The 13,506-nt window shown below is 52.6% G+C and carries 12 protein-coding genes and 1 tRNA gene; 7 read left to right on the top strand and 6 right to left on the bottom strand.

Annotated elements, in window-relative coordinates:
- The first annotated feature begins 220 nt into the window (after positions 1 to 220).
- Together ABOC97_RS03695 and ABOC97_RS03700 are read left to right on the top strand one after the other, a co-directional pair.
- Positions 221 to 853, top strand: a complete 633-nt coding sequence (locus ABOC97_RS03695; protein ID WP_349594216.1) for a hypothetical protein — start codon at positions 221 to 223, stop codon at positions 851 to 853.
- A gap of 323 nt (positions 854 to 1,176) precedes the next feature.
- Entirely contained in the window at positions 1,177 to 1,815 is a 639-nt protein-coding gene (locus tag ABOC97_RS03700; RefSeq protein ID WP_349594218.1) for a CatB-related O-acetyltransferase, read from the top strand.
- A 94-nt stretch (positions 1,816 to 1,909) separates the two neighbouring features.
- Here the strand turns inward: ABOC97_RS03700 and ABOC97_RS03705 are convergent.
- The 3 genes from ABOC97_RS03705 to ABOC97_RS03715 form a co-directional block, all read right to left on the bottom strand.
- Positions 1,910 to 1,986 (bottom strand) — tRNA-Pro (locus ABOC97_RS03705).
- A 75-nt stretch (positions 1,987 to 2,061) separates the two neighbouring features.
- Positions 2,062 to 3,816 (bottom strand): LPS biosynthesis-modulating metalloenzyme YejM, encoded by a 1,755-nt coding sequence (yejM, locus tag ABOC97_RS03710; protein WP_349594221.1) that lies wholly within the window; start codon positions 3,814 to 3,816, stop codon positions 2,062 to 2,064.
- Positions 3,817 to 3,834: 18 nt separating this feature from the next.
- Positions 3,835 to 4,062 (bottom strand): YejL family protein, encoded by a 228-nt coding sequence (locus tag ABOC97_RS03715; RefSeq protein ID WP_234504208.1) that lies wholly within the window; start codon positions 4,060 to 4,062, stop codon positions 3,835 to 3,837.
- A 183-nt stretch (positions 4,063 to 4,245) separates the two neighbouring features.
- Here ABOC97_RS03715 and yejK point away from each other — a divergent pair, with 183 nt between their 5' ends.
- Both yejK and ABOC97_RS03725 read left to right on the top strand, forming a co-directional pair.
- Entirely contained in the window at positions 4,246 to 5,253 is a 1,008-nt protein-coding gene (gene yejK / locus ABOC97_RS03720) for a nucleoid-associated protein YejK (RefSeq protein ID WP_234504206.1), read from the top strand.
- A 279-nt stretch (positions 5,254 to 5,532) separates the two neighbouring features.
- Positions 5,533 to 7,497, top strand: a complete 1,965-nt coding sequence (locus ABOC97_RS03725) for a glycosyl hydrolase family 28 protein (protein ID WP_349594226.1) — start codon at positions 5,533 to 5,535, stop codon at positions 7,495 to 7,497.
- Between the two features lie 53 nt (positions 7,498 to 7,550).
- Here the strand turns inward: ABOC97_RS03725 and rplY are convergent, their stop codons facing one another.
- The gene (rplY, locus tag ABOC97_RS03730) at positions 7,551 to 7,835 is read right to left on the bottom strand and encodes a 50S ribosomal protein L25 (RefSeq protein WP_061279436.1); all 285 of its coding nucleotides are present in this window, start codon (positions 7,833 to 7,835) and stop codon (positions 7,551 to 7,553) included.
- Positions 7,836 to 8,021: 186 nt separating this feature from the next.
- Entirely contained in the window at positions 8,022 to 8,981 is a 960-nt protein-coding gene (locus ABOC97_RS03735; protein WP_349594231.1) for a YbgA family protein, read from the bottom strand.
- Positions 8,982 to 9,094: 113 nt separating this feature from the next.
- Here ABOC97_RS03735 and ABOC97_RS03740 point away from each other — a divergent pair, with 113 nt between their 5' ends.
- A complete protein-coding gene (locus ABOC97_RS03740; protein WP_349594233.1) occupies positions 9,095 to 9,628 on the top strand; it encodes a lipocalin family protein in 534 nt (177 codons plus the stop codon).
- Here the strand turns inward: ABOC97_RS03740 and ABOC97_RS03745 are convergent.
- Positions 9,625 to 11,382 (bottom strand): DEAD/DEAH box helicase, encoded by a 1,758-nt coding sequence (locus tag ABOC97_RS03745; protein WP_349594236.1) that lies wholly within the window; start codon positions 11,380 to 11,382, stop codon positions 9,625 to 9,627. The genes ABOC97_RS03740 and ABOC97_RS03745 overlap by 4 nt on opposite strands.
- Positions 11,383 to 11,535: 153 nt before the next feature.
- On the opposite strand from ABOC97_RS03745, the gene rsuA reads away from it, so the two are divergent.
- Both rsuA and ABOC97_RS03755 read left to right on the top strand, forming a co-directional pair.
- Positions 11,536 to 12,243 carry a 16S rRNA pseudouridine(516) synthase RsuA gene (gene rsuA / locus ABOC97_RS03750; protein WP_349594239.1) on the top strand — a complete coding sequence of 236 codons (708 nt, stop codon included), beginning with the start codon at positions 11,536 to 11,538 and terminating at the stop codon, positions 12,241 to 12,243.
- 19 nt (positions 12,244 to 12,262) lie between these two features.
- On the top strand, positions 12,263 to 13,459 hold the full coding sequence (locus tag ABOC97_RS03755; protein WP_349594242.1) for a Bcr/CflA family multidrug efflux MFS transporter: 1,197 nt from the start codon (positions 12,263 to 12,265) through the stop codon (positions 13,457 to 13,459).
- Positions 13,460 to 13,506: the final 47 nt, after the last annotated feature.

Genomic DNA, 13,506 nt, shown 5'->3' on the forward strand with positions numbered 1-13,506 from the left:
AAACAATAGTGATACATATTATTAAAAATTAAATCTAAAATAATCATTTTGAATTTATAACAAGGAGTAAGTGGTATTACCTCAACATAAAAACAGAGTGAATTTTGTTTTAACTATTGTAATTCTTTATAAGTAGTAATAGATTCCTTTCCCCTGCTGATAGCTCTCTAATTTATTTTATATTTATACAAATATTTAACTCTGGGTGATGGTATTTCATATGAAACTTTCAATCGTTTCTTTAATTATTTTAACAGCGTCTTCTTTTACTGCTAGTGCTGTTGATTTGTCTCAGGCTCAAGAACATGCGGCCCATATGGATCGTTACGGCGATGCTGTTAATAATGGTTATGAAGATGCTAAAAATTCTCAAGGCCGTGATGCTGATTCAATGGTCGATACGGTTAATGGTATCGATTCAGAACGTGCTCAAGCTAGTGCTGATTTAAACAGTGCAGAACAAGCGGCTGCTAATGCTGCTGCTCAGTCAGTTGCTAACTACGGCACTAAGGGAAACCCTAGCCTGACTTCACAAGTGAATAATTACGGAACCAAAAATAACCCCGGTTTAGTTTCACAGGTGAACCCAACTAACAATACTCAGACACCTATCTATTCCGGTACTTCGACACGTCCTGCGACTGGTGTTAATGTTCCAGGCTATGTTGTTACTAAGCATCCTCCTTTTGCTGGTGATGCATGGAGTAACCATAACAACCATAATAATGGAACTCATGAACACGCTGGCACAGGTAACGGCGAAAATAATGCGGCTAACTCTAACAGTGCGCATGGTTTAGGTGGCGGCGACCATATCGGCGGTGGTCGTAGCGGTGGTGGATATCACTATTAATTGAGAACTATTTCAAATATTAAGGGGCTTTGATAGCTCCTTTTTTATTTTTGTTTTCATGCCGGATATATCTATTCTGTAAAACAATAAAGGCAATAATTATTATTGATTGCTTCATGTCTGTTAAGTTAACGTAAAAATAATCAAACGACTCAAATCGCATGAAAGTCATTCTCAACGAATCTGGATTGATATTTGACTGTATGAGTGAACGTATCAATAGTTATTGTGAAAACTTCAGGTTGACCGCCTCTCTACCTTTAAGAGTAAAATACCCCTTCATGACGACAAACTAACCTCAATTCATCGAGTTACGAAAAAAAATGAATGATAAACACTGGACAGAAGTTGAGTATTTGCACCTAACAGTCACCAATCCAAACATTATTATTAAAGGGACTCGCAGCTACTACAGCGACTGTTGGGATCACGGCTTTGAACGCTCAGTCGTGCGTTACCTGCACGGCAGCGCGTTGAGTCAGCAGTGGCCGCCATTAGGGCCCGTGGACCAATTGATAATCGGTAATTTTGTCTGTATTGCGGCCGAGGCAGTTATCCTGATGGGAGGAAATCATACTCATCGGATGGACTGGATTAGCCTTTACCCTTTTGCGGAGTCCATTGAAGCGTGTTATCAGGAGCGCGGTAATACCGTGCTAAAAGATGGATGTTGGATTGGTATGCGCGCCATGATCATGCCTGGCGTCACGATAGGTGAGGGCGCGGTTGTTGCCGCAGGGGCGGTGGTCACTAAAGACGTCCCGCCGTATGCGGTATATGGCGGAAATCCGGCAAGGTTTATTAAATATCGTTTCGCGGAACCGGACGTTGCACGTATACGGGCATTAAATCTCTATGAACTGAACGAAGATGAAATCCTTTCCCTTCAGCCACTGCTCTCCAGTACCGATATTAACGGGCTTGAAAAAGCAGTACAGCAGCTACGAAAATATCCTGACTAAAATTTCAGCGAATCAATGCGCCATATCGGTCTTGATGCACAGATCAGCAAACATAAAAAAACCAGCCCCGAAAAGGCTGGTTTCTGTTAACTTTTGGTCGGCACGGAGAGATTTGAACTCTCGACCCTCGCCACCCCATGACGATGCGCTACCAGGCTGCGCTACGTGCCGACATATGACAGAAATACTACTGCTTTTATCGCTGATTGCAAGCGGGCAACTGTCGACTGATTCACAATTAATCAATCAGTTAGCGATGAAGCGTTTTTCTTCAGTCAGTACCTGTAGCAGCAAGCTGAGCTGCGGTTTTGGATCGTGTTCCTTCTCACCCGCGGCGGTCCACGTTTTATAGTGGCCGTTGTGGTCTAGCACCACAGTAATGGTCGGCGTCGTAATCGCCAGCGTGCTGTTATCCGCCGCTGTGACCCAATTGTGCCGACGGGTGGCGCTGAACAGATCCTGACCCTGAGAGTACTCATTCGCCGGGGTGCTGACATGCAGCAGGCGTTGCATCAGGGTGGTCATAATATCTTTATGGTCGGTCAGCATATCGATACGCTGCGCCGGTGTACCCGGCCAATGGATGACCAGCGGAACCTGCAGTCGCGCGCGCGACCAGTCGGAATTGCTCTTCTGGTTGTTCAGCGCAACGCCGTGGCCTGCGGTAATAATGACCACCGTATCGTTAAGCTTGCCGGACTCACGCAGCGTATCCAACACGCGACCAATCTGCGTGTCGACGTCAGCTGCTGCACGGGAGTACTGGCGATCGCTGAGCTCAGTATTGTTGACCGTGGTGCCGTTAAACGAAACCCATGAGAACCAGCGGTTTTCATCCTGAGCATTATTATTCAGCCAGCTTATCCACTGGCTGGCAGTCTGCGTATCGTTCTGTGACTTGCTTGGCGGCAATGAGAAATCGGATAGCAACGCCTGACGATAGATTGGGCTGGTAAAGCCGTCAGAGGAGAATAAACCCAGCTGATAGCCCTGTTGGTTGAGGGCGCTAATTAGCGCCGCAGGCATACGCGCAGCGAGCACACCATCCATATAGCCTGGAGAAATGCCGTAGAACAGGCCAAAAATGCCGTTGTCCGCGGTGTTACCGGCGCTCATATGCTGGGTGAAATTCACGTTGTCATTGGCGAAGCTCGCCAGCGACGGCATCTGCTGCTCGTAGCGCGAGTAGTTCAGCCCGTCGATGGTAATCAGCAGCACATTTTTCCCGGCACCCATATCGCGGTAGCGCAGATCGCTTAGCGGATACTGGACGGTAACGGCTTCAGGATCGCCTTGTTCAATCAGGCGGCGCTGATACTCCTGAGCATCAAGCAGACCATGTTTTTCCAGAAAACGGCGAGCCGTCATTGGATAAGAGAGCGGCAGGTTGGCGCGCTGCATAGTCACCGGACGATAGAAATTGGCATCCGCCCAAATGTACATCACGTGCGAGGCGATGAATGAGGCGAAGAAGAACCAGGCGACAGGCCGCGCATAGTGGCGGCGGCGCGTCAGGCTGCGCAGTTTTTGCCAACTCCAGGTGGCAAAGAGCATCTCGACCAGCAAAATCACCGGCACGCTGATAAACATCAGCTGCCAGTCGCGCGCCATTTCATTCTGGTCGGGGTTTATCACCAGTTCCCACACCACCGGGTTGAGGTGCAGGTGGAAACGGGTAAAGACCTCGCTATCGATAAGCAGCAAAGTCATGCCCGCTGTCGCCAGAATGGCTGACAGGAAGCGCATCAGGCGCTGGGACATGACGATAAAGGTCAGGGGGAACAAGATCAGCAGATAGGTGGAGAACACCAGAAAGCTGAAATGCCCGACAAGGCTGATGTAGGAAAAGATCCGACCTGCCAGCGTCGTCGGCCAGTCGGCGACAAAAAGATAGCGACTACCGAGCACCATAGCCAACAGCATGTTGAACAGGGCGAACCAGTGCCCCCAGCTAACCATCTGGGAGACTTTTTCTCGATAAGGCTGACGATGTGTCACCATAAACTGTTGCTTGTACCCTTAGTGCGCAGGATCGCTGTCAATAGAAGACTGCAGCGCCTGGGCGAAAGAACGTGCGATAGCCTGGCGTTGAGCCGGAGCTACGCTGCTGTTAATCAGGTTGGTGACCATATTACCCAGCACCATCAACGACAGGTCGGTTGGGGTCTTATGTTCTTCCAGTACGTTGGCGAGCTCGCTCAGCAGCTGTTCGACGTGTTCATCACTATAGCGGGATTGTTGTGGCATAAATCGAAATCGGTCCGTTCATTAAAGGGCAGTATATTACCGTAGCAGCAGTATTTTTTCCGCTTTTTTTCAGCGTAACGCGTTATCCTTTCGCCATTATACTGCCACCACCGCGGTAATGTGCGAGTTGCACTGTTGCATCGGGGGTGGTTGAATACACCCGATCTTAAAGGAGAGTTTAACATGAGTCTGGATATCGACCAGATTGCTTTGCATCAGCTCGTCAAACGCGACGAGCAAAACCTGGATGTTGTGCTGCGCGATTCGTTGCTGGAGCCCACCGCGCCGGTTGAAGAAATGATGGCTGAGCTACATCGGGTGTATAGCGCGAAAAACAAAGCGTACGGTCTGTTTACCGAAGAGAGTGAACTGGCGCAGGCGCTTAAGTTGCAGCGTCAGGGCGAGGAAGATTTCCTCGCGTTCAGCCGTGCGGCGACGGGTCGTCTACGCGATGAGCTGGCGAAATACCCGTTTGCTGACGGCGGTATCGTTCTGTTCTGCCACTACCGCTATCTGGCAGTCGAATATTTGCTGGTGGCGGTGCTAAACAACCTCAATAGCATGCGTGTGAATGAGCAATTAGATATCAGCGCCACCCACTATCTGGATATCAACCATGCGGATATTGTGGCACGTATTGACCTCACCGAATGGGAAACCAACCCGGAATCAACCCGTTACCTGACCTTCCTGAAAGGACGCGTTGGGCGCAAAGTGGCTGATTTCTTTATGGACTTCCTCGGCGCAAGCGAAGGGTTGAACGCCAAGGTGCAAAACCGAGGCCTGTTACAGGCCGTCGATGACTTTGCAGCCGAAGCCCAGCTCGATAAAAACGAACGCCAGAACGTGCGCCAGCAGGTTTACAGCTACTGCAACGAACAGCTACAGGCGGGTGAAGAGATTGAACTGGAATCACTGTCGAAGGAACTTTCCGGCGTCAGCGAAGTGAGCTTCAGCGAGTTTACCGCAGAGAAAGGCTACGAGCTGGAAGAGAGTTTCCCGGCAGACCGCAGCACGCTGCGCCAGTTGACCAAATTTGCCGGTAGCGGTGGCGGGCTGACGATTAATTTCGATGCCATGCTGCTGGGCGAACGAATCTACTGGGATCCGGCCACTGATACCTTAACCATCAAAGGTACGCCACCGAATCTACGCGACCAGCTGCAGCGCCGCACCTCCGGTAAAAGCTAACTTACCGCTAAAGCCCGCTCAGCACTGAGCGGGCTTTGTCTATCAGCGCTATCGCCTGTTTTGGGTGACGCCACTCTCATTTCTGCTATCGACTATTTTTTACACGGGTCAAATCTTGACCTGACTCTCAGTTATTCCTTATAAAAATAAATAAAAATGCGTTTCATTTTAAATGCAAAAATATTTTGATTTTTTAATAGAGAGCTGAACCTTGCTGGAAGAGGCTCATGGACGCGGTATTTGCAGGCGACCGCGAATAACAGAGAGGAAAAATAAAATATGCACAATACCTTCAGACCCTCCCGACTTATGCTGGCAACCACGGTCATGCTCGCAGGAGCCGCAAGCGGCTGCGATGATAGTGCAGCCGCACAGCGCGAGGCGTCGGCTGCGCCACAAAATGTTCAGTCACCGGTACTATCCGCCGATGACGACAGAGTGGTGCTGGTGTGGGAAAAACCGCTAGCGGAGGCTGATAAGGTGGTGGATTACCATGTCTACCGTAGCGGGCAGCTTCTTGGCAGCGCGCGGGATAATCAGGATAGCTTTTCCCCCGCCAAACCCTATATCGACAATTTCTACCAGACGCTGGATAGCGATAACTGGCAGCACAGAGTCGATCTGCGCACCTTTACGGTGGATGGCCTGAAGGCGGATAGCGAATATCAATTTACCGTGCGGGCGGTGTATTCCGATGGTAATGAGTCCATTGACAGTGTGCCGGTGACTCTCCATACCACTCAGGAACCTCATGTAGTGGATGTGAAAACGACCGGCGCCGTGGGTGACGGGAAAACGCTCGATACCGCTGCCTTACAGCAAGCGATTGATAGCTGTACGATTGCCAGTTACCCGCAGGGATGCAAGGTTAGCGTACAGGGCGGCGTATTTAAAACCGGCGCGCTGTTCCTGCACAGCGATATGACGCTAGAAATTGCTGAAGACGCAACGCTGCTCGGCTCAGAAGACCCCGCGCAGTATCCGCTGAACAAAGGCTATTATCTCTATCCTTATACCGATAACCCGCTGCCGAAGCGTCCGCCATCGCTTATCAACGCCCTGGCTGACGATGATAAGGGGAGCTCGCACGCAGGAACATTCCGTAATATTCGGATCGTAGGTAAAGGCACTATCGATGGTAATGGCTGGACGCGCGGGGTGAAGCATGGCGGAGCCGAGTCTATTGTCGACGAGCTAGGTAACTCGCTGCCACAGTATCGCGCCAGTAACGCCAAAAAGGTTGGCGATGACGGCATTCTGGCGAAAAACCAAACTGAACTGGCGGTAGCTGAGGGTATGGACCGCGATAGCGCCTATAAAAACCGCCGCTCCAGCCTGATGACCCTGCGTGGCGTCAGCAACCTCTACATCGAAGGACTGACCATTCTCAACCCGGCGTTCCACGGCGTGATGGTACTAGAGTCGGAAAACATCACCATGAATGCGCTGGTGCATAAAACCTTCGATGGCAACAATGCCGACGGTATTGAGCTGGGCAACAGCCAGAATGGCCTGATATTCAATAACTTCTTTGATACCGGTGATGACGGCATGAACTTTGCGGCAGGTTTTGGCAAAGGCGTGGAAACCTTTGGCCAGAAAGCGCAAAGCGGCGCGTGGATCTTCAATAACTATTTCCGTAAAGGGCACGGCGCGGTAGTGACCGGTAGCCATACCGGTGCATGGATCGAAAAGATCATCGCCGAAGATAACGTCATGTACCTCACCGACGTTGGCCTGCGCATGAAAAGTCGTCCTTACTACGGCGGCGGCGCGCGTGACGTGGTGTTCCGCAGTAATGCGATGAAAGATTTGGCCAAGGAGCCGTTTGTCTTCACCATCAAGTACAGCGCGGACGTCAATGATACGACGCCTGCGGCTGAACCGGCGCAGTTTCGCGATGTTACCGTGCAGGACGTGAGCGTCGATGGCACGGCGGCGAAGAAGAGCATTATGGTCGATGGGATGACGATGCAGGAGATGACGGCAGCGTACGGAATGACCTATTCGCGCGATGCGTATCATCAGAATCTGATGTTTAGTAACGTGAAGTTCCGTAACGTGCAGGCGAGCAACATAACGTTCCTGCACGATAGCCCGTTTAACCACGTCACATTTGAAAATACCGACAAAGCCTGGAATTTTGCACAGGTCAGCGGAGTGACGCTTTCAGACAGCGTGAATAACGAGAAAATTTCGGCAACAGGGAAGGAAACGGTAGTGCGGGAGGCGGCAACAAGGTAAAAAAAAACGGCTCCGTAAGGAGCCGTTCTTCCGTCACGTCGACTCGTCTGCGATTAAGCGCGAACGAAGTCGATGTGAGCCAGCTTTGGCTTGAACGGGTGACGCTGTACAGCCTGAGCTTTAACTTTTTCTTCTTTACCATCAACAACGATGGTCAGAACTTCGCTGTAGAATTCAGCGTTGTTCTGGAGGTTCCACAGCTTGTCGTGATCCAGTTCGATAGCAACCGGAGCTGCTTCGCCACCATAAATGATAGCTGGGAACTTGTTAGCTGCGCGCAGGCGGCGGCTCGCACCCTTACCCTGCTCTTTACGTGCTTCTGCATTGAAAGTAAACATTGATAGCTCTCTATATAAATCCTGCTACAGGCGACCCAGCAGCAGGCAATTGATCTGCTTCACGGATGTGAAAGCGGGCGGCATTATAGCCTCCAATTGCCTGTCGGGCAATGAAAACATCGAATTGGCCGGGAGGAGAGGCTGCCCAGTAAAGGCTGGGCAGCGATATAGCTTGCGTAGGGTGGGTCAGTTGGCCGTTAAGCGCAACCGCAGGCTATCGGGATAAGGTGCGAAATACTTCTGCGTCAGCAGGTAATCGTCGGGATGCTCAGCCAGATAATGCTGTAGCAGCGTTAAAGGAGCGAGGATCGGTAGACGCCCTGCGTGGTAGTTCACAATTACATCGCGCAGTTCGGCCCGCTGGCGCACATTTAGCTGCTCGCGGAAGTACCCCTGAATATGCATCAGCACGTTGGTGTGGTTTTTGCGCGAGGCGGGCTGCTGCAAAATCTCCATCAGCTTTTCCCGGTACACGACAAAAAAAGCCTCCAGATCATCCCACTCATGAATACGCGCGATAAACGGACCGATTTTGCGATATCCCGGCTGGCTGTGTGCCAGCAGATGCAGTTTATAGCGGCTGTGAAACGCCAATAGGGCGCCGCGGCTCAGGCCATCCTGGCGTAGCACATTGAGTTCATGCAGGGCAAAAATGCGCGCCACAAAGTTCTCGCGCAGAATAGGGTCGTGAAGTCTCCCGTCTTCTTCAATGGGGAGCCACGGGTAGCGCTGGCGCAGAGCCGCAGTAAACAAGCCAACGCCTTCTTTGGCTCCCCGATTTCCTTGTTCATCATAGAGCCGCACCCGCTCCATGCCGCAGCTCGGGGATTTGGCGCAAACCACGAAGCCGGAAAAATCCGCGGCATTGGGTAGGTAGCCGTCAGTAAAATGCTGCATTTTCTCGGTAATATCTTTATCCAGGTCGAGGCTAAAGCGTAATCGGGTATCCCCGGCAGTCGTATTGACGAGCCTTAGAGCCGGACGAGGCGTTGGCAGGCCGATAGCCATCTCCGGGCAGACTGGTTTGAATGTCACCCATTCGGCGAGTTCATCCATGATGAATCCCATTCGTTTATGCCCACCGTCAAAGCGCACCGCCGCGCCGGTCAGGCAACCGCTAATCCCGAGTGTCGGTTTATTGTTCATGATCCCTTCCGTTTACCGTGCGTGATATCTACAGCATAGATTCTTCTGTTTCTGCTAGCGTCAGTTTTTTATCCTCTACACTTAACAAATTAATAATCCGCAGGGGAGGTTACATGAAGTTATGGCCCGTTGTGACCGGGGTTGCTATCTCACTGGCGCTGGTGGCCTGTCGTGCGCCCACGCCGCCGAAAGGCGTCACGCCGATAAACCATTTCGATGCCAGCCGCTATTTAGGTAAATGGTATGAAGTTGCACGTCTGGAGAATCGTTTCGAGCGGGGACTAGAGCAGGTGACGGCTACCTACGGTAAGCGTCAGGATGGCGGTATTTCGGTGTTAAATCGTGGTTTTGACCCGCAAAAAGGCGTCTGGAAAGAGAGCGAAGGCAAGGCTTATTTCACCGGCGAACCGACCACCGCCGCGCTAAAAGTCTCATTTTTCGGGCCGTTTTACGGAGGCTATAACGTCATTGCGCTGGATGATGACTATCAGTACGCGTTGGTTAGCGGGCCGAATCGCGACTACTTGTGGATCTTAGCGCGCACGCCAACGCTGCCGCCCCAGGTGCGGCAGAATTACCTGAGCATCGCACGGGGTCTCGGCTTCCCGACCGACAAACTGCTGTGGGTGAAACAGTCCGGCGGCTAGCGTAGCTCGCCCGCACGGCGAAAGCGCCCCTGATAGTCGAACACTTTTTCGCGCACCTGCCAGTATCTGTCTTTTTGGCGGGCGACGACAAAATCAGGGGCGCGCAGCAGCGCTTGCTGAGCGATGATGTCGCCCGGGGTAATCCAGCGTAGCGGCACACCCGGTGTGCGGGTGTGAGGGCGGATAAATAGCTGCTCAAAGGCCATTCGCTGCGCGGGGGTATGCAGGCGGAAGCGCTCACTAACGTCGGCGCCATCTTCATCGTAGTAGGTGATTTTCAGCCAGCCGCCTTTCTCATCCATCCCGTCCTGAAGCGTCATTCCGCTACAGCGTAATACCAGCGCATCTTTTAGCTTGAGCGCGGCTTTCAGCATATCGTCCGGGTCCAGCAGCACCGTGTCGCACTCGCGGCAGCGGCGGGCGGCAATATCATTTTCGGCATTACACTGCGGGCAGTTTTTAAAGCGAAACCGGTAGTCGCACTGCTCGCGGTGGCCGTCGTCATCTTCCAGCCAACCCTGACAGCGGCGGCCAAAGTGTTCAATAAGAGTGCCGTCGGCGGTCGTTTTTCCCCAGAAGGTGTTGGCAAAACCACAGCCGGGGCAAAATATCTGCACCGGGACGTTATCGCTTTTGCCCTTCGGCGAGCCGACTTCCGGCGTGTAAAGATCGTGCGGGTTACCGGCATAATCGAGAATTAAGCAGTCGGTTTTCCCCGGTGCCAGACGCAGACCTCGGCCGACAATCTGTTGATACAAACTGATGGACTCGGTCGGACGCAGAATGGCAATCAGGTCGACGTGCGGGGCATCGAAACCGGTGGTCAGCACAGAAACGTTAACCAGATAGCGGAACTGTTGCTGCTTGAACGCTTCGATCAGCTCATCGCGCTGCGGGCCGGGCGTTTCACCGGTTATCAGCGCCGCATCGTTGGCGGGCAGCAGGCCGGTAATTTCGCGGGCGTGCTCGACGGTGGCGGCAAAAATCATCACCCCTTTGCGCGCCTCGGCAAATTCCATAATCTGACTGATGATATGCGGCGTAATGCGCTGCTGCTGTTTCAGCTCGCGGTTGAGGTCTGCTTCGCTAAATAAGCCATTGCTGTTAGCCTGCAAACGGCTGAAATCATACTGTACCACCGGCATATCCAGACGCTCCGGCGGCGTGAGATAGCCGTGTTTGATCATATAGCGTAGCGGCAGTTCGTAGATACAATCACGGAACAGCGCTTTTTCATCGCCGCGCACCATGCCGTGATAGTGGAACTGATAAATCCACCCTTTGCCCAGGCGGAACGGCGTGGCCGTCAGACCCAGCAGGCGGATGTGAGGGTTTACTTTCCCCAGATGAGTCAGGATTTGCTGATACTGGCTGTCATCGTCGTCGCTGATTCGATGACACTCATCGACAATCAGCAGCGAAAATTCTCCCTGGAAATGGTCAAGATTCCGGGCGACGGACTGCACGCTGCCAAACACCACTTTACCGTGGCTCTCTTTGCGTTTCAGACCCGCGGCGTAGATATCGGCCTCGAGACCCAGCGCGAGGTATTTCGCATGGTTTTGTGCAACCAGCTCTTTGACGTGTGCCAGCACCAGCACGCGGCCGCGTGCCAGCCGCGCCAGCTCGGCAATAACAAGGCTCTTTCCCGCACCCGTCGGCAGAACGATAACCGCCGGTTGGGTATGGCGACGAAAATAGGTCAGGGTGGCGTCAACCGCTTCCTGTTGATATGGGCGTAGTGTAAAAGTCATTAGCGTGATGATTGTCCTTAACTGCCAAATAGTATGCCATGAATCTTTTCACTTGAGTGACATGACAAGCCCGTTATACTTACCGGTTGTTACTACCCCTTTTTTCGGACGCTGAGTCCGACACCCGGCACTATTACAGGCTAAAAATACTTCATGCGACTTGATAAGTTTATCGCTCAGCAACTCGGCGTCAGCCGTGCTATTGCCGGGCGTCAGATCCGCGGCAACCACGTGACCATCGACGGCGAAGTGGTGCGCGATTCGGCATTTAAACTGCTACCTGAACACGAGGTTGCCTATGAAGGTAACTCGCTGACGCAGCAGAACGGCCCACGCTACTTTATGCTGAACAAACCTCAGGGTTACGTCTGCTCGACCGACGATCCGGATCATCCAACGGTGCTTTATTTCCTTGATGAGCCGGTTGCGTACAAGCTTCATGCCGCCGGGCGTTTAGATATTGATACTACCGGTCTGGTCCTGATGACCGATGACGGCCAGTGGTCGCACCGTATCACCTCGCCGCGCCATCACTGCGAGAAAACCTATCTGGTGACGCTGGAGAACCCGGTCAGCGATGATACCGCCGAGCAGTTCACGAAAGGCGTTCAGCTGCACAACGAGAAAGATCTGACCCAACCGGCGGTGCTGGAAGTTATCACCCCGACTGAAGTGCGTCTAACCATTACCGAAGGGCGTTATCACCAGGTGAAACGCATGTTTGCCGCCGTGGGCAACCGTGTGATTGGTTTACACCGTGAACGTATCGGTGCGATTGCTCTTGATTCAGACATGGAACCGGGGGAATACCGCCCGTTAACCGAAGAAGAAATTGCCAGCGTTGGTGCGCCAGAGCGCTAACAAACCACAGAGGTAGATTGTGACGTCCAGGCCGCGCTCATCGTTACGTATCGTGTTTATCCTTGGTCTTTTGGCCATGTTGATGCCGTTATCGATAGACATGTACCTTCCGGCGCTGCCGGTTATTTCAACACAATTCGGCGTACCGGCAGGCAGCGCACAGATGACCCTCAGCACCTATATTCTTGGGTTTGCTGTCGGTCAGTTGCTGTATGGGCCGATGGCGGATAGCCTTGGGCGTAAGCCGGTTATTCTCGGCGGTACATTGATATTCGCCGCCGCTGCGGCGGCCTGTGCGCTGGCGCCGACCATCGACTACCTCATCGTGACCCGCTTCTTCCACGGCCTGGCGGCCGCGGCAGCAAGCGTGGTAATCAACGCCTTAATGCGCGATATCTATCCGAAAGAAGAGTTTTCGCGCATGATGTCGTTCGTGATGTTAGTAACCACCATTGCGCCGCTGGTTGCGCCTATCGTCGGTGGGGCGGTGCTGGTGTGGTTTAGCTGGCACGCCATCTTCTGGATCCTGGCAGTGGCGGCGCTATTAGCTTCGGCGATGGTTTACTTCTTTATTGATGAAACCCTGGCCGTCGAAAAACGCCAACCGTTCCACCTGCGCACCACGCTGGGCAACTTTGCCTCGCTGTTCCGCCATAAACGTGTCCTCTCCTACATGCTCGCCAGCGGCTTCAGCTTTGCCGCCATGTTCTCGTTTTTAAGCGCCGGCCCGTTTGTTTACATTGAACTGAACCACGTTTCGCCACAGCATTTTGGCTATTACTTTGCGCTGAATATTGTCTTCCTGTTTATCATGACCACCATTAACAGCCGCTTCGTTCGCCGGATGGGAGCGCTGTGGATGTTCCGTGCCGGGCTGACGATTCAGTTTTTAATGGCGGTGTGGATGGTGGCGTGTGCGCTGCTGGACGTCGGCTTCTGGTCGCTGGTGCTGGGAATTGCGGTATTTATCGGCTGCGTGTCGATGGTCTCTTCCAACGCAATGGCGGTGATCCTCGATGAGTTTCCGCATATGGCCGGGACGGCGTCGTCGCTGGCAGGCACCTTCCGCTTCGGTATCGGCGCGATTGTTGGCGCATTACTCTCTATGGCGACCTTTACTACCGCCTGGCCAATGCTCATTTCCATTGCTTTATGTGCCACCGGCTCGATTTTCTTCTACCGCTACGCCAGCCGCCCACGAAAAACCGCGCAATAATCCCTCATCCCAGGGGCGAATTACGTCCCTTTTTTGATAAACATCAA

Origin of the sequence: Kluyvera huaxiensis, from assembly GCF_040149365.1 — a bacterium.
GTDB classification, from domain to species: Bacteria; Pseudomonadota; Gammaproteobacteria; order Enterobacterales; family Enterobacteriaceae; genus Kluyvera; species Kluyvera intermedia_A.